This window comes from Lysobacter sp. F60174L2, from assembly GCF_052547135.1.
In genome coordinates this window covers 25295-40432 of record NZ_JBQWRA010000004.1, presented here as the reverse complement: position 1 = coordinate 40432, position 15138 = coordinate 25295, and the positions used below count along the sequence as shown (strand labels likewise).

Genomic DNA, 15138 nt, shown 5'->3' with positions numbered 1-15138 from the left:
CCGGTCAGCACTCGATCACGTTGACAGCGAGACCTCCGCGCGAGGTCTCCTTGTACTTGTCCTTCATGTCGTTGCCGGTGTCGCGCATGGTCTTGATGACCTTGTCGAGGCTGACCTTGTGCTTGCCGTCCCCGCGCATCGCCATCCGGCTGGCGTTGATCGCCTTGACCGAGCCCATCGCGTTGCGCTCGATGCAGGGGATCTGCACCAGCCCGCCGATCGGGTCGCAGGTCAGGCCGAGGTTGTGTTCCATGCCGATCTCGGCGGCGTTCTCGATCTGGCTGGGTCTGCCGCCGATCGCGGCGGTCAGCCCGGCGGCGGCCATCGAGCAGGCCACGCCGACCTCGCCCTGGCAGCCGACCTCGGCGCCGGAGATGCTGGCGTTCTCCTTGTAGAGGATCCCGACCGCGGCCGCGGTCATGAGGAAGTCGCGCACGCCCTGCGGGGTCGCGCCCGGCACGAAGCGGTCGTAGTAGTGCAGTACCGACGGGATGATGCCGGCCGCGCCGTTGGTCGGCGCGGTGACCACGCGGCCGCCGGCGGCGTTCTCCTCGTTGACCGCGAGCGCGAACAGGTTGACCCAGTCGAGCATCGTCAGCGGATCGTCCTGCGGCGCGTCGCGCGCGGTCAGTTCGGCATGCAGCAATGGCGCGCGGCGGGTCACGTGCAGGCCGCCGGGCAGGCTGCCGGCGGAGCGGATGCCGCGCTCGACGCAGGACTTCATCGCCGCCCAGATCTCGTCGAGGCCGGCGTCGATCTCGGTGCGCGGGCGCCACACTTCCTCGTTGGCGTACATCAGTTGGGCGATGGAGATGCCGTGGTCGGCGACTTGCTGCAGCAACTCGTCGCCGGAGTTGAACGGGTAGGGCACTGCGGTGGTGTCGGCGACGATCCGGTCCTCGGCCGCCTCGTCCTCGTTGACCACGAAGCCGCCACCGACCGAGTAGTAGTCGCGGGTGGCGATTACTTCGTTGTCGGCATCGAACGCGGTGAAGCGCATGCCGTTGGTGTGGAACGGCAGCTTCTGGCGCTTGTTCATGATCAGGTCGTGCTTCTCGTCGAAGCCGATCTCGTGGCGACCGAACAGCTTGATGCGCTTGCTCGAGCGGATGCGCTCCAGCGCCTCGGGGATGATGTCGGGGTCGATCAGGTTCGGCCAGTGGCCTTCCAGTCCCATCAGCACCGCCTTGTCGGTGCCGTGGCCGCGACCGGTCAGCGCCAGCGAGCCGAACACTTCCGCGCGCAACCGCGTGGTGCGTTCCAGGTCGCCGTTGTCGATCAGCCAGCGCTCGATGAACCGCGCCGCCGCGCGCATCGGCCCGACGGTATGCGAGGAACTCGGCCCGATGCCGATCTTGAACAGGTCGAAGGTGCTGACGGCCACGTAATGCTCCTGCCGGGGTTGAGCGGCATCCAGTCCGGTGTCGCGCGGGAAGCGCGGCGCACCGCTATTCTACGGTGCCGCACCATTGACTTCATGCCGATCGCCGTAGCCGACATGCCCGAACCGACATATCCCGATATCCCGGCGGTCGAGCGGGTGCAGCCGCGCCTGACCCTCTATCAACGCGACGATTGCCACCTGTGCGACCTCGCGCTGGAGGTGCTCGCGCTCGCCCGCGTGCCGGAATTCGACAGCGTGTTCATCGACGACGACGAGGTGCTGGAGCAGCGCTACGGGGTGCGGGTGCCGGTGTTGCGCGACGAGGCCAGCGGCGAGGAGCTGGACTGGCCGTTCGACGTGGGGCGCGTGCGGGCGTTCCTCAGGCGCTGAGAGTGGCGGGCAGGTGCAGGACTCAGCCCCGGGGACTTCGGGTCCCTGTGTGCTCCGCCTGGAATGTCGTGTCGTGCACGTCGCCCCATGTAGGAGCGACGTGAGTCGCGATTTCCCTGCTGGCCGGGATCGCCGTGCATTCGCGACTTACGTCGCTCCTACATCAAAGCGGGCAGCGGCTTCGGCTTCACTCCACCGGCTGCAGGTTGACCTTCGTGCTCACCGCCACCGCATCCGGGATCAACGACACATCCGCCCAGTCGCCGCCGCCGACGTTGAAGGCGAGCCGCTGCACGGTCGCCTTGCCGGCCAGCACGGGGCTGGCGCCGTCGGTCCAGCTGAACGTCAGCGTCACCGGATGACTGACCCCGCGCAGGGTCAGGGTGCCGTCGGCGGCGTAGTTGCCGTCGCCGAGCGGGCGGAAACCGGTCGCGCTGTAACGCGCCTGCGGGAATTTGCCGACGTTGAAGAAATCCGCGCCGAGCAGGGTCTGGTCGCGATCGGGGTTGGCGGTGCCGGCGCTGGCCAGCGGGATCACCACTTCGAGCCTGGCCGCCTCCGGATGTTGCGGGTCGAAGCTCACGGTGGTGGTGAACCGGCTGAAGTGGCCGCTGAACACTTCGCCGTCGTATTCGGTCGCGAACGCCAGGGTCGAGCCGGGTGCCTGCACGTAGTCGGTGGCGAATGCGGGCGAGGCGGCGAGCAGCAGGCCGCCTGCGAGCAGCGTGGCGGCGCGGCGGAACGCGGGGAATATCGCGGAATGACGCATCGGGGAACCTCGGTCGGCTAGTTGCGGCGACGTCGCGGCAGCATCCGCTGCAGGGTCGCGTCGCGCTGGAAGATGTGATGGTAGAACGCGGCGGCCACATGCCCGATGACCAGGACGACCAGCACCCAGAACAGCCATTCATGGGCGGTATGGCCCAGCTCGCGCAGGCCTTCGTCCGGCGCGCTGAGCTTGGGCATCTCGACCAGGCCGTACCAGCGCAGCGGCCGCAATCCGCTGGCGGAGTCGTACAGCCAGCCCGACAGCGGCATCGCCAGGATCAACGCGTACAGCAGCCAGTGGGTGACCGAGGCGATCCGCGCCTGCCAGGTCGGCGTGCCCGCCAGCGGTTTCGGCGCGCCCGCGTACAGGCGCCAGCCGATCCGCAGCAGCACCAGCGCCAGCAGGGTCAGCCCGGTCGACTTGTGCAGGTCGAACACCCAGAAGTACTTCGGCGTGACCGGCAGGCTGTCGAGCAGCAGGCCGATGGTCGACAGCATCAGCAGCAGCAACACGATGACCCAGTGCAGCAACTGGCTGACGGGGCCCCAGCGGTCGGCGGTGTTCTTCAGGTTCATGGGGTCGGCACGGGTTCGGGTTGGGGTTGGGGAGCGGATGTCGCTTCGTCGGTAGCGGCCTGCAGCAGGCGCTCGGCGAATGTGCGGCTGGCACGGGTCGCCTCGGCTTCGATTCGCAGTTCGACTTCATCGCCGATCATCGATGCCCACGCGTCGACACCGTAGTCGCTGCGGCTGAGGGTGGCGGTGGCTGAGAACCCGGCGGTCAGCCGGAACGGTGGCATCGGGTGGCGCTCGACCGTGTTGACGGTGACATCCAGGCACAGCGGGCGGGTGGTGCCGTGCAGGGTCAGGTCGCCGCAGACCTCCGCGTTTTCCGTGTCGCGCGGGGTGACCGTGGTCGAGACGAAGCGCGCGGTCGGGAATTCGTCGGCGTCGAGCAGGTTGCCGGCCAGCGCGGCGCGGTTCCAGTCGGGGTCGCCGAGGTCGAGCCGGGTCAGCGGCACCTCGACCACCAGCCGCGCGCCCGCCCAGTCGCCGGGATCGAACAGCAATCCGCCGTCGCTGCCCGATACCGTGCCTATCGCCCTGGAAAACCCCGCGTGCGATACCGCGAACATCACCCGCGTATGCACCGGGTCCAGCTTCCACGCGACAGGCTCGCTGGCGCCGGCCGGCCGTGGCGCCGAGAGCAGCAGCACCAGCGCCGCGACCGCGAACAGCGGGCCATGGCGGACAACGGAAGAATGCGCGGGTTCTGACGGCATGCCCGGATTCTAGGCGCAGACGGCCGACGCTGCCCGCGACCACCCGGCACGCAGCGTTGCGCGGACGGGATCGCGCCGCCGCACTTGCCCCCCACGGCGTGATCGCCGAGGCTTGGCGCGGGGAAGCACCGCGAAGACCAGGGAGGGACGATGCGCAAGTTGACCAGGACGGCGGCGGCCGCGGCGTGGCTGCTGATGGCAGGCATCGGCCCCGCGCTGCCGATGGCGGAGGCATCCGTTGCGGTACCCGCGTCCCCGACGCCGGCATCGCCCGCGATCCCGGAAGTCCCGACCCTGCGCCACATCGGCGTCGCCGACGGCTTGCCGTCCAGCGACGTCAAGGGCCTGGCGTTCGATCCCGACGGCTACCTGTGGATCGCGACGATCGATGGCCTGGCCCGCTACGACGGGGTCGGCATGCAGGTCTGGCGCCACATCCCCGGCGACGACAGCTCGCTGCCGGGCAACTACATGACCGTGTTGCACGTCGATCCGCGCGGCCGGGTCTGGGTTGCGCCGGAAAGCCGCGGCCTCAGCGTGCTCGACTCCGCGCGCGAAGGCTTCCGCCATTACCGCAAGGCCGACCACCCGGAGATGGGCAGCGACGACGTCTGGGCCATCACCAGCCACCGCGGCGCGTTGTGGTTCGGCACCTACGGCGGCGGCCTGCACCGGCTCGATCCGGACGGCACGATCACCCGCTTCATGCCGCGCGACGGCGACCCGCGCAGCTTGCCCGCGGCCACCGTGCTGTCGTTGAGCGTGGATGCCAGCGACCGCCTGTGGGTCGGCACCACCGCCGGCCTGGCGCGCTGGGATGGCGACGGTTTCGAACGGGTGGCGCTGCCCGGCGACACGCCGGCGCCGATGGTGTTCTCGGTGTCGCCGGTACCGGGCGGAATCTGGGTCGGCGCCAACAGTGGCGTGTTCCGGCGCAGCGCCGGGGGCGACTGGCTGACGCCGGCATGGTCGCCAATGTTCGAGACGCCCAATACGGTGTTCGGGGTGCTGGCCGAACCGGATGGCGAGTTGTGGCTGGCCAGCAGCCGGCAGCTGTGGCGGGTGTCGCCCGGGGCGGTGCCGCTGCCGGTGCCGATCGGCGCCAAGGGGCCGGTCATCCCGATGTTCCAGATGCTGCGGCAGTCCAATGGCGCGATGTGGTTCCCGGTGCCCGGCGTCGGCCTGGGCTACCTGCAGCCGGACTGGCGCCGGCTCGCCCAGTTCGACCACCAGCGCGACGGCCTGTCGTCGGAGTTCTATCGCAGCGTCTCGATCGCCCGTGGCGGTGGCGTCTGGCTGTTCGGTGCCCGCGGCGAACTGGAGCGGCTCGGCGCCGACGGCAGCGTCGACGCGATCGACGAAGCGCTGGGCGATCGCATCACCGGCGCTTCGGGCCTGTCGCTGCTGGAGGCCGGCGACGGCGGTCTGTGGCTGGGGCAGCGGCACGCGCTGTCGCGGATCGATCCGGCAACCGGCACCATGCAACGCTGGAATGTCGACAGCGGCGGCGACCGCACGCTCGACGGTGCCGCGGTATTGCTGGCGCAGGGCCCCGACGGCGATGTCTGGGTGTCCTATACCGGCGTCGGCCTGCAACGGCGCGACGGGACCAGCGGCCGGGTGCTGGCGACGATGCTGCCGGGGACCGCGCAGGGTCTCGGGATCGGCGACATCGAGGCGATGGCGTTCGACCGCGACGGCCGGCTGTGGATCGCCGACGGTCGCGGCATGCGGCGCTGGGATGCGGCGGCGGCACGTTTCGTCGCCGCCCCCGGGATCGAAATCGAAGACCGCGTGTTCGCATTCGCATTCGGTCCCGACGGCGGCATCTGGCTGCAGCACCTGGCCGGACTGGAACACTACCGCCGTGCGGGCGGTCGCTGGCAGCGCGACGCCCGGGTCGGCAACGCGCAGGGCATGCCGTCGCTGGAAGGCGCCGGGCTGGAGATCGACCCGCGCGGCCGGGTCTGGCTGTCGAGTCGCCGTGGCCTGTTCCGCTGGGATCCCGGCAACCGGCACCTGCGCCGGTTCGGGCTGGCCGACGGCCTCGGCAGCCAGGAGTTCGTCGATCGCGCGCTGGTCATGAGCGACGCCGGCGTACTCACCGCCACCCTCGCCGACGGCGGCGTGGTGATGCTCGACACCTTCGCGCCGGATCCGCCGCCCGTGCAGCCGGCATTGCATTTCGATCGCATGGAGGTTCGCCGTGGCGGACGCTGGGTCGCCGTCGATACCGGCACCGGCGCCGACGCGATCCCGCAACTGGCCCCCGACGACCGCGAGTTGCGGGTCCGGTTGCGGCTGCTGTCCTACGACGACCCGCAGGCGAACCGCTATTTCACCCGGCTCGATGGCTACGACAGCGACTGGATCGAGCAGGGCAGCAGTGGCGAGCGCGTCTTTGCCGGCCTGCCGCCCGGTGACTACACCCTGCATGCGCGCGCGGTCGACGCGGCCGGCAACGCATCGGTCGAGCGGGTTCTCGGCTTTGCCGTGTTGCCGCCGTGGTGGCGGACGCCGTGGGCGCTGGCCGGGTTTGCCGCGTTGTTCGCCCTGCTGCTGTGGTGGCTGTTCGACGAGTACCGCGAACGGCTCGCGCGCCGCGAAGCCCTGCAGCGCGTGCGACACGAGAACGAGGTCGCGCGCGAGGCGTCGCTGGCCAAGACCCGTTTCCTCGCGACCCTCGGCCACGAGGTGCGGACCCCGATGACCGGCGTGCTCGGCATGACCGAGCTGCTGCTAGGTACGCCGCTGGATCCGCGCCAGCGTGGCTACACCGAGTCCATCCGCGGCGCCGGCGAGCACCTGCTGCGCCTGGTCAACGACGCGCTCGACCTCGCGCGGATCGAGTCGGGCAAGCTGGAACTGGCCGAGCAACCGTTCGACCTGCGCGCGCTGGTCGGTGACGTGGTGGCGCTGATGGCACCGCTGGCGGAAGCGCGTGGTCTGGCCTTCGCGGTGGAGTTCGATCCCGGAGTGGGGGATGGATGGCGCGGCGATCCGGTGCGCCTGCGACAGGTCCTGCTCAACCTGCTTGGCAACGCGATCAAGTTCACCGAGCGCGGCTCGGTCACGCTTGGCGTGCGCCGCGATGCCGAAGCCGGCATCCACCTGCGCGTCGCCGATACCGGTCCCGGCCTCAACGCCGAGCAGCAGGGCCGTCTGTTCCGGCGTTTCGAGCAGGCCGAAGGCGCGCGCACCGCCGCGCGCTACGGCGGCAGTGGCCTCGGGCTGGCGATCTGCCAGGAACTGGCGGCGGCGATGGGCGGCAGCATCACGGTCGAAAGCTCACCGGGCGTCGGCACCACCTTCGATGTCCACCTGCCGCTGCCGGAGGCGGTCGTGCCGGGGACGGCGACAACCGCGGCCAAAACCGCGCGCGCGCGCCCGTTGTCGCTGCTGCTGGTGGAGGACGATCCGATCGTCGCCGAGGTCATCACCGGCCTGCTGCAGGCGCAGGGGCATCGGGTCAGCCACGTGGGGCACGGCCTCGCGGCGCTGGTGGAAGTCGCGACCCGGCGGTTCGACGTCGCGCTGCTGGACCTGGACCTGCCGGGCATGGACGGCATCGCGCTGGCCCGCCACCTGCGCGCGCAGGGCATCAGGTCGCGGCTGGTTGCGATTACCGCGCGTGCGGACGCCGACGCGGAACCGCAGGCGATGGCGGCCGGTTTCGATGGCTTCCTGCGCAAGCCGGTGACCGGCGCGATGCTGCGGCAGCAACTGGAAGGCGTGCCGCAGGCGGTGGAGTAGGCCTGCGCCCGGCCGGGTTGCGGCGGGGTCAGCGGGCGCTGAGGCTATGCACGGCGTCGACCAGCACGGCGACGTGTTCGGGATCCATGTCCGGCGACATGCCGTGGCCAAGGTTGAACACGTGGCCCTCGCGCGAGCCGCCGTTGCCGTCGCGGTAGCTGTCGAGCGCGCGGCCGACCTGCGCACGGATCGCCTCGGGGCTGGCGTACAGCGTCACCGGGTCGAGGTTGCCCTGCAGCGCGACCTTGCCGCCGCTGCGACGCGCGGCATCGCCGAGGTCGATGGTCCAGTCCACGCCGACCGCGTCGGTGCCGCTGTCGGCCAGCTCGGCCACGTAGGCGCCGTTGCCCTTGCCGAACAGGATCAGCGGCGCGCGCGCGTCGCCGTCGCCGCGTTCGAGCTCGCGGGCGATGCGGGTCAGGTAGCGCAGCGAGAACTCGCGGTACATCGACGGCGACAGCACCCCGCCCCAGGTGTCGAACACCTGCAGCACCTGCGCACCGGCCGCGCGCTGGGCCGACAGGTAGGCGATCACCGCGTCGGTGGTGACCTCCAGCAGCTTGTGCATCGCCGCCGGGTCGTTGAGCGCGAGCGCCTTGACCCGGGCGAAATCCTTGCTGCCGCCGCCCTCGACCATGTAGCAGGCCAGCGTCCACGGGCTGCCGGAGAAGCCGATCAGCGGCACGCTGTTGTCGAGTTCGCGGCGGATCGTCGACACCGCGTCCATCACGTAGCGCAGCTCGCTGCCCATGTCGGGCACGCCGAGGCGGGCGATGTCGGCGGCGTTGCGCACCGGGCGCTCGAACTTCGGGCCTTCGCCCTCGACGAAGTACAGGCCCAGGCCCATCGCGTCGGGGATGGTGAGGATGTCGGAAAACAGGATCGCCGCGTCCAGCGGGAACCGGCGCAGCGGCTGCAGGGTGACCTCGCAGGCCAGCTCCGGGTTCTTCGCCATCGCCAGGAAGCTGCCGGCGGCCTTGCGGGTGGCGCGGTATTCCGGCAGGTAGCGGCCGGCCTGCCGCATCAGCCAGACCGGGGTGCAGTCGACGGGTTCGCGGCGCAGTGCGCGCAGGAAGCGGTCGTTACGGGGCTGGCTGGTCAAGTCGGGTTCCTCGGTCGGGCCATGGTCGCGTGGCTTCGGGCGGCGGCGTCGCCGCGGGCGTGCGCATGGTAAAGGTTCGGTCGGTGTGGCGGGCCGGCTGGCGCGGGACGGACCGTTCCGGGACGTGGCGCGGGGGTCAGCGCGGGGCGTCGGTGCCCTGGCTGAACATCAGCTGGAAGCCGCGTTTCAGCTGGGCGTCGCGCGCGGCCTCCAGCGCCGCCAGCGCGCTGTCGTGGTCGGGGAACTGCTCGCGCCGCAACTGGCTGCGGCCACCGATCTGGCCGGATTCGCGGACCAGGGTCCAGCCGCCGAGCAGGTCGCCCTGCAGCATCAGCTGCACGAAGCGCGGAGCCTCGGGGCCGTCGGGACGTTGTTGCAGGAGCAATCGCATGGCGCGGATTGTACGGCCTGGCCGCGGTTTCGGCTGTGTCCGGCCAAAGGCTGCCCAGCCACCCCGGAACAACCCGGTGTAGGAGCGACGTAAGTCGCGATCTCACTGATGCTGCGGAAACGCGACCTGTGCGCACCGGCATCAAGGCACGGGCGTTGTCCCGACGCGTGGCGCGAATCGACACGCGGATTCGCCGTGCGGTCGCGACTTACGTCGCTCCTACATCCGGTTCGTGGCGGGCTGGAGCAATTCGAGGATGGCGTCGTCATCCACCCCGGTCACCAGCTTCGCGCGGCCGGCGCCGTCCCACAGCACCAGGCGGATGCCGCCGGCGTGGGCCTTCTTGTCCAGCCGCATGCGGGCCAGCAACTGCTCCGGGGCGAGGCCGGCCGGAAGTGCGGTCGGCAGGCCGAGGCGTTGCAGCAGCGCCTGCAGGCGTTCGGCGTCGGACAACGGCGCCCGCCCCAGCGCGGCCGACAGCCGCGCCGCCAGCACCATGCCGACCGCAACCGCCTCGCCATGGTTGAGGCCGTCGCCGCGGGTGCCGGCATAGCCCTGTTCGGTCTCGATCGCATGGCCGAAGGTGTGGCCGAAGTTGAGCAGCGCGCGGTCGCCGTGTTCGAGCGGGTCGCGTGCGACCACCTCGGCCTTGAACCGGCACGAGCGCGTGATCGCTTCGGCCAGCGCCGCGTCATCGCGTGCCAGCAGGGCGTCGGCGTTCGCGTCCAGCCAGGCGAGGAAGCCGGCGTCGAAGATCGCGCCGTACTTGACCACCTCGGCCAGGCCCGCGCGCAGTTCTCGGTCGGGCAGGGTGCGCAGCGCGCGGGTGTCGGCGACCACCGCGCGCGGCGGGTGGAACGCGCCGACCAGGTTCTTGCCGGCGGGCAGGTCGACCGCGGTCTTGCCGCCCACCGAGGAGTCGACCATCGCCAGCAGGGTGGTCGGCACCTGCACCACGTCGATGCCGCGCATCCAGCAGGCGGCGGCGAAGCCGGCGAGGTCGCCGACCACGCCGCCGCCGAGGGCGAGCACGCACGCATCGCGCGTCGCGCCCAGTTTGGCCAGTGCGTCGAGCGCCTCGCCGAAACGGGCCAGGGTCTTCTCGTGCTCACCGGCCGGCATCACGAAACGTGCCAGCAGCGCATCCGGTCGCGAGGCCCGCAGTTCCGCCTCGACCCGCTGCGCGTACAGCGGCGCCACGTTGTCGTCACTGACGATCAGGACGTGGATGCCGCGGATGCGATGCGCGAGGTGATCGCCTTCGTCCAGCAGGCCGGGGCCGATGGTGATCGCGTAGGGCGTCGCGCCGCCGACTTCGACCGTGTGGCGGATGCTCACAGGCTGTCTCCGCGCTGCCATTGGCGGTCGAGGTGGCCGGCCAGTTGCGCGGCCGCGTCCGCGATCCCCAGTCCGTCGGTGTCGAAGCGCAGGTCGGCGACTTCCGCATACAGCGGCGCCCGCTGGATCGCCATTGCGTCGAGCACGGCGTCCCGGTCTTCGCGCTGCAGCAGCGGCCGGCCGGTGTCGTCCGCCAGCCGTTCGAGTTGTTGCGACCGGCTCACGTCGAGGTGGACGACGAAGCCGCGCGCGCGCAGCAGTTGGCGGTTGTCCGGGTCGAGCACCGCGCCGCCGCCGGTCGCCAGCAGGAGGCCTTCTTCGACCAGCAGCTCGGCCAGCGCCGCCCGTTCGCGCGCGCGGAACCCGGCCTCGCCCTCGGCCTCGAAGATGGCGGCGACGCTGGCGCCGGCGCGCTGCTCGATCGCCTCGTCGGCGTCGATCAGGCGCAGGCCGTACTGCCCGGCGAGGTGGCGGCCGATGCAGCTTTTTCCGGCGCCCGTCGGGCCAACGAGGATCAGGTTCGCGGCAGGGTTCATGCGGTGATTGTAGGCGCCGGTTGCAACTTCTTAACAGTTGCGGGCCTACCGTGGACGCCCGGCCCGGTAATGCGTGCCGGGCCCACAACCGGCTTCAACACAGGAGATCATCCAATGTCGGTAGCTAAAGTCATCGAGCTCAACGCCTCTTCCAAGAAGAGCCTGGAGGATGCGGTGCAGACCGGCCTGAAGAAGGCGGCCACCTCGGTCAAGGGCATCAAGGGCGCCTGGGTGAAGGAGATCAAGGTGGTCACCGACGACGATGGCAACATCACCGAGTGGCGCGCCGACATGAAGGTGAGTTTCCTGGTGCAGTGACCGCGGTCAGTCGAGGGGCCGGCGGTGGCTGTCCAGCCGCCGGGTCCGGTCGGCGATGTCCGGCAGCACCTGCCGTGCGTGGCGGCTGGCGCGTTCGAAGAACTGCACGAAGCGCATGACCTGCGGCCGGCTCATCGCCGCCCGCTCCGGGTTGGCCGCCTGCAGGGTGCGTTCCTGCTGCCAGCGCCACTGTGGCACCTGGTCGAACCCCGGTCCCTGCAGGAACAGCAGCCGGTCCAGCCGCGTCCACAGCGGGCCGTAGTCACTGCCGAGCGCGGCGTTGCACCAGCTGCGCCAGGTGCCGTGCGGGTCTTCGTCGCGTTCCAATGCGTTGACCGGTTCGGCCAGCGCCTCCGTCGATTGCGCCGGCACCTTCTGGAACCATCCCTCGAAAAACACCAGGTCGACCCCGTCGACGACCGGCCACCGTGCGCGCGGCAGGCGGCGATCGGCGATCTTGTCGAAACGCGGCAGCGGGGTCGCACGTCCGCCGCGCAGCGCGTCGACCACCTCGCAGGCCAGCGTCACGTCGTGCGATCCCGGCGGGCCGCGGGTCGCGAGCAGCGGATGCACGTCGCGACCCAGGCGCGCACGCTCGTCGTGGTCGAGATAGAAGTCGTCGATCGACAGCGCCACCGCATGCAGTCCGCGTTCGCCGGCCAGCTCGACCAGTTGCGCCGCGATCGTCGACTTGCCGGTGCCCTGCAGCCCGGTGATCGAGTACACCCGGCAGTCGTGGGCGAGGGCGTCGTCGAGCACGTCGGCAACGAACGCCGGCGCGTAGCCTGCGGGTCGGGGGCCGGCGCCGGGCGGGGTAACCTGTGGGCCTGATGCCATCGGATCACCATATCGCAATGGACCACCTCGACCTTCTGTCCGAAGCCCACGCCACCTTCGCCGAGCTGTTCGCGCAGGCCAGGGAGGCCGGCGAACCCGACCCGACCGCGATGACCGTCGCCACCGCCGGGCTCGACGCGCGCCCCTCCGCACGGACCGTGCTGCTCAAGGCGCACGACCCGCGCGGCTTCGTGTTCTACACCCACCTCGACGGCCGCAAGGGCCGCGAGTTGCAGGCCAACCCGCACGCCGCGCTGCTGTTCCATTGGCCGCGGGTGCGCGATGGCGTGCAGGTGCGTATCGAAGGCCCGGTCGGGATCGTCAACGACGAGGAGGCCGACGCCTACTTCGCCACCCGCGCACGCGGCAGCCAGATCGGCGCGTGGGCGTCGAAGCAGTCGGAGACGCTGGAGTCGCGCGAGCAGTTCAACGAGCGCGTGGCCCAGCTCGAGCAGGAGTTCGAAGGCCGCGACATCCCGCGCCCGCCGCGCTGGACCGGCCTGCGGGTGCAGCCGAGCGCGATCGAGTTCTGGTATGGCGCGCAGTACCGCCTGCACGAGCGCTGGCTGTACGAGAGCGACCTCGCCGGCGAGTGGTCCAAGCGGATGCTCTACCCGTGACCCTCGCGGCCGGTGCCATCGGCCCCCGGCGCATCGTCTGCCTGACCGAGGAGCCGACCGAGACCCTGTACGCGATCGGCGAGCAGGACCGCATCGTCGGCATCAGCGGCTTCACCGTGCGCCCGGCGATCGCGCGCAGGCAGAAGCCGAAGGTAAGCGCATTCACCAGCGCGAAGATCGGCGAGATCCTCAAGCTCGAACCCGATTTCGTGGTCGGTTTCTCCGACATCCAGGCCGACATCGCCGCCGAGTTGATCCGCCACGGCGTCGAGGTCTGGATCAGCAACCACCGCAGTGTCGACGGCATCGTCGACTACATCCGTCGGCTCGGTGCGCTGGTCGGTGCGGCGGACAAGGCGAGCGCCTACGCCGACGACCTGCAGCGCGGGCTCGATGGCATTGCGGAAGCCGCCGCGCGACTGCCGCGACGGCCGAAGGTCTATTTCGAGGAATGGGACGAGCCGTTGATCAGCGGCATCCAGTGGGTCGCCGAACTGGTGCGGATCGCCGGCGGCGAGGACATCTTCCCCGAGCGCGCCGCCGAGTCGCTGGCGAAGCAGCGCATCCTCGAAGACCCGGCGGAAGTGGTCCGGCGCGCGCCCGACATCATCCTCGGCTCGTGGTGCGGCAAGAAGTTCCGTCCGGAGAAGGTCGCGGCGCGGGACGGGTGGGGCGCGATCCCGGCGGTGCGCGACGGCGAACTGCACGAGATCAAGTCACCGATGATCCTGCAGCCCGGCCCGGCCGCGCTCACCGATGGGGTCGGCGCGATCGCCGCGATCATCCGCGACTGGGCCGTGCGCCACGGCTGAGCCGTTTCGTGACGCGCGCAAGGTCGCCTTCACGCCGGCTGTGGCATACCTCCTCCGGCCCATCATGAGGAGTCCCCGATGTTCAGGAAGTACATAGCCACCCCGTTGCTGGTCGGCACGCTGGCCGCGTCGATGGTCGTCAACCCGGCGACCGCCAGCATCATCAGCACCCAGCAGGCGTTGTCGGCCGACATGCGCGCCAGCACCGAGGCGGACATCCGCGCATCGCTCGCGCGCGACGATGTGCGCCAGGCGATGCAGCAACTGGGCGTCGACCCGGCGGATGCCGATACCCGCATCGCGTCGCTCAGCGATGCCGAACTCCTGCGCATGCAGGGCGAGCTTGACCGCCTGCCGGCCGGCGGCGGTGCGCTGGCCGTGATCGGCGTGGTGTTCGTGGTGCTGCTGATACTCGAACTGGTCGGCGTGACCAACATCTTCAACCGGATCTGATGCCGGCGGCCGCCTCCGCGCGCGGCCCCGCATCACGTGCGGCGACGGGCCTCGTGCTCGCCGCCGCATTGCTGTTGCCGGCCTGCTCGACGATCAATCCCGCCTGGCAGCTGGCGCGCCCGGACGCGCCGGATGGTGTCCCGGCCAGGCCGGTGCTGCTGGCCGACGTGCCGTTCTACCCGCAGGACGAATACCAGTGCGGGCCCGCCGCGCTGGCGACGGTGCTGGTGGACAGCGGCGTGTCGACCAGTCCCGAGGCGCTGGTCCCGCAGGTCTACCTGCCCGGTCGCGAGGGCAGCCTGCAGGTCGAACTGGTCGCCGCCACCCGCCGCGCCGGCCGCATCCCGTACGTGGTCGAGCCCGATACCGATGCGCTGCTGGCCGAACTGTACGCCGGCCGCCCGGTGCTGGTGCTGCAGAACCTGCTGGTCCGGACCGTGCCGCGCTGGCACTACGCGGTGCTGGTCGGTACCGATCCGGCGCGCAATGAGGTGATCCTCAACAGCGGTACCGAACGTGGACTCGAAGTGGATGCGCGCAAGTTCCTGCGCACCTGGGACTGGGCCGGCCGCTGGGGCCTGCTGGCTTTGCGCCCGGGCGAGCTGCCCGCCCACGCGGACGCGACAAAGTACCTAGCCGCGGTCGCCGACTTCGAGGACGTCGCCGGCGCCGAAGCGACCGGTCCGGCCTACGAGGCCGCGCTGGAGCGCTGGCCCGATGACCCGCGCAGCCACCTGGCGATGGGCAACCACGCTTACGGAGCCGGGGAACGGGTGGTGGCCGCATCGCATTACCGCAACGGACTGGCACTGGCGGCGGACGACCCGGTGCTGGGCAACAACTACGCGAGCGTCCTGGCCGAACTGGGCTGCATGGACGAGGCACGGGTCGCGCTGGAGGCCGCGCAGGCAGGCGCCGGCAGCGACAGTCGCTGGCGCGAACAGTTGCAAAGGACCGCCGCCGGGCTGGAGTCGAGCACGCCCAAACCCGATGCGGCCTGCAAGAAGTTCACCCGCAGGCCATAGACTCCCTCGCCGCCCTTAAACACCCGCTTTTTGTAGGAGCGACGTAAGTCGCGAACGCACGGCGATCCCGGGCATCAGTGAAATCGCGACTCACGTCGCTCCTACAACGAAGCCAGCTTCATTTTCGT

The 15138-nt window shown here is 70.5% G+C and carries 16 protein-coding genes; 7 read left to right on the top strand and 9 right to left on the bottom strand.

What is annotated here, in order from left to right; all coding sequences use genetic code 11:
* Positions 1 to 4: 4 nt before the first annotated feature.
* Positions 5 to 1384, bottom strand: a complete 1380-nt coding sequence (locus tag ACT9AS_RS12155) for an L-serine ammonia-lyase (protein ID WP_445100415.1) — start codon at positions 1382 to 1384, stop codon at positions 5 to 7.
* A gap of 114 nt (positions 1385 to 1498) precedes the next feature.
* Between ACT9AS_RS12155 and ACT9AS_RS12150 the strand changes: the two genes are divergently transcribed.
* On the top strand, positions 1499 to 1774 hold the full coding sequence (locus tag ACT9AS_RS12150; RefSeq protein WP_445100596.1) for a glutaredoxin family protein: 276 nt from the start codon (positions 1499 to 1501) through the stop codon (positions 1772 to 1774).
* 187 nt (positions 1775 to 1961) lie between these two features.
* On the opposite strand, the gene ACT9AS_RS12145 is transcribed toward ACT9AS_RS12150, so the two are convergent.
* Genes ACT9AS_RS12145 through ACT9AS_RS12135 form a run of 3 tightly spaced genes read right to left on the bottom strand, consistent with a single transcriptional unit; the run spans position 1962 to position 3825 of the window.
* Positions 1962 to 2543: a YceI family protein gene (locus tag ACT9AS_RS12145; RefSeq protein WP_445100414.1), complete on the bottom strand. Its 582-nt coding sequence runs from the start codon at positions 2541 to 2543 to the stop codon at positions 1962 to 1964.
* A gap of 17 nt (positions 2544 to 2560) precedes the next feature.
* Positions 2561 to 3118, bottom strand: coding sequence for a cytochrome b/b6 domain-containing protein (locus tag ACT9AS_RS12140; RefSeq protein WP_445100413.1), 558 nt, complete (start codon positions 3116 to 3118; stop codon positions 2561 to 2563).
* Positions 3115 to 3825 (bottom strand): YceI family protein, encoded by a 711-nt coding sequence (locus ACT9AS_RS12135; RefSeq protein WP_445100412.1) that lies wholly within the window; start codon positions 3823 to 3825, stop codon positions 3115 to 3117. Before ACT9AS_RS12135 ends, ACT9AS_RS12140 begins: the two co-directional genes overlap by 4 nt.
* A 150-nt stretch (positions 3826 to 3975) precedes the next feature.
* Here ACT9AS_RS12135 and ACT9AS_RS12130 point away from each other — a divergent pair, with 150 nt between their 5' ends.
* Positions 3976 to 7578 (top strand): ATP-binding protein, encoded by a 3603-nt coding sequence (locus tag ACT9AS_RS12130; protein ID WP_445100411.1) that lies wholly within the window; start codon positions 3976 to 3978, stop codon positions 7576 to 7578.
* 28 nt (positions 7579 to 7606) lie between these two features.
* On the opposite strand, the gene hemE is transcribed toward ACT9AS_RS12130, so the two are convergent.
* The 4 genes from hemE to ACT9AS_RS12110 form a co-directional block, all read right to left on the bottom strand.
* Positions 7607 to 8680: a uroporphyrinogen decarboxylase gene (gene hemE / locus ACT9AS_RS12125; RefSeq protein ID WP_445100410.1), complete on the bottom strand. Its 1074-nt coding sequence runs from the start codon at positions 8678 to 8680 to the stop codon at positions 7607 to 7609.
* Between the two features lie 136 nt (positions 8681 to 8816).
* Positions 8817 to 9071: a WGR domain-containing protein gene (locus ACT9AS_RS12120; RefSeq protein WP_445100409.1), complete on the bottom strand. Its 255-nt coding sequence runs from the start codon at positions 9069 to 9071 to the stop codon at positions 8817 to 8819.
* 219 nt (positions 9072 to 9290) lie between these two features.
* Positions 9291 to 10409 (bottom strand): 3-dehydroquinate synthase, encoded by a 1119-nt coding sequence (gene aroB, locus ACT9AS_RS12115; RefSeq protein ID WP_445100408.1) that lies wholly within the window; start codon positions 10407 to 10409, stop codon positions 9291 to 9293.
* A complete protein-coding gene (locus ACT9AS_RS12110) occupies positions 10406 to 10945 on the bottom strand; it encodes a shikimate kinase (RefSeq protein WP_445100407.1) in 540 nt (179 codons plus the stop codon). The genes aroB and ACT9AS_RS12110 overlap by 4 nt, the downstream gene beginning before the upstream one ends.
* 114 nt (positions 10946 to 11059) lie before the next feature.
* Between ACT9AS_RS12110 and ACT9AS_RS12105 the strand changes: the two genes are divergently transcribed.
* The gene (locus ACT9AS_RS12105) at positions 11060 to 11263 is read left to right on the top strand and encodes a dodecin domain-containing protein (RefSeq protein ID WP_445100406.1); all 204 of its coding nucleotides are present in this window, start codon (positions 11060 to 11062) and stop codon (positions 11261 to 11263) included.
* Between the two features lie 6 nt (positions 11264 to 11269).
* On the opposite strand, the gene ACT9AS_RS12100 is transcribed toward ACT9AS_RS12105, so the two are convergent.
* Positions 11270 to 12100, bottom strand: coding sequence for a kinase (locus tag ACT9AS_RS12100; RefSeq protein WP_445100405.1), 831 nt, complete (start codon positions 12098 to 12100; stop codon positions 11270 to 11272).
* 17 nt (positions 12101 to 12117) lie between these two features.
* Here ACT9AS_RS12100 and pdxH point away from each other — a divergent pair, with 17 nt between their 5' ends.
* From pdxH to ACT9AS_RS12080, 4 genes are all read left to right on the top strand, one after another.
* Positions 12118 to 12720, top strand: coding sequence for a pyridoxamine 5'-phosphate oxidase (gene pdxH, locus ACT9AS_RS12095; RefSeq protein ID WP_445100404.1), 603 nt, complete (start codon positions 12118 to 12120; stop codon positions 12718 to 12720).
* Between the two features lie 17 nt (positions 12721 to 12737).
* Positions 12738 to 13532 (top strand): ABC transporter substrate-binding protein, encoded by a 795-nt coding sequence (locus ACT9AS_RS12090; RefSeq protein ID WP_445100595.1) that lies wholly within the window; start codon positions 12738 to 12740, stop codon positions 13530 to 13532.
* A 78-nt stretch (positions 13533 to 13610) separates the two neighbouring features.
* Entirely contained in the window at positions 13611 to 13985 is a 375-nt protein-coding gene (locus ACT9AS_RS12085; protein ID WP_445100403.1) for a PA2779 family protein, read from the top strand.
* Entirely contained in the window at positions 13985 to 15010 is a 1026-nt protein-coding gene (locus ACT9AS_RS12080; RefSeq protein WP_445100402.1) for a PA2778 family cysteine peptidase, read from the top strand. The genes ACT9AS_RS12085 and ACT9AS_RS12080 overlap by 1 nt, the downstream gene beginning before the upstream one ends.
* Positions 15011 to 15138 lie beyond the last annotated feature (128 nt).

Excerpts from the sequence above, each read along its gene's own strand:
- ACT9AS_RS12080 (WP_445100402.1), top strand. The coding sequence starts at position 13,985 with ATGCCGGCGGCCGCCTCCGCGCGCGGCCCCGCATCACGTGCGGCGACG.
- ACT9AS_RS12110 (WP_445100407.1), bottom strand. The coding sequence starts at position 10,945 with ATGAACCCTGCCGCGAACCTGATCCTCGTTGGCCCGACGGGCGCCGGA.
- ACT9AS_RS12130 (WP_445100411.1), top strand. The coding sequence starts at position 3,976 with ATGCGCAAGTTGACCAGGACGGCGGCGGCCGCGGCGTGGCTGCTGATG.
- ACT9AS_RS12145 (WP_445100414.1), bottom strand. The coding sequence starts at position 2,543 with ATGCGTCATTCCGCGATATTCCCCGCGTTCCGCCGCGCCGCCACGCTG.
- ACT9AS_RS12120 (WP_445100409.1), bottom strand. The coding sequence starts at position 9,071 with ATGCGATTGCTCCTGCAACAACGTCCCGACGGCCCCGAGGCTCCGCGC.
- pdxH (WP_445100404.1), top strand. The coding sequence starts at position 12,118 with ATGGACCACCTCGACCTTCTGTCCGAAGCCCACGCCACCTTCGCCGAG.
- ACT9AS_RS12135 (WP_445100412.1), bottom strand. The coding sequence starts at position 3,825 with ATGCCGTCAGAACCCGCGCATTCTTCCGTTGTCCGCCATGGCCCGCTG.
- ACT9AS_RS12140 (WP_445100413.1), bottom strand. The coding sequence starts at position 3,118 with ATGAACCTGAAGAACACCGCCGACCGCTGGGGCCCCGTCAGCCAGTTG.
- ACT9AS_RS12150 (WP_445100596.1), top strand. The coding sequence starts at position 1,499 with ATGCCCGAACCGACATATCCCGATATCCCGGCGGTCGAGCGGGTGCAG.
- ACT9AS_RS12105 (WP_445100406.1), top strand. The coding sequence starts at position 11,060 with ATGTCGGTAGCTAAAGTCATCGAGCTCAACGCCTCTTCCAAGAAGAGC.
- ACT9AS_RS12100 (WP_445100405.1), bottom strand. The coding sequence starts at position 12,100 with ATGGCATCAGGCCCACAGGTTACCCCGCCCGGCGCCGGCCCCCGACCC.
- ACT9AS_RS12085 (WP_445100403.1), top strand. The coding sequence starts at position 13,611 with ATGTTCAGGAAGTACATAGCCACCCCGTTGCTGGTCGGCACGCTGGCC.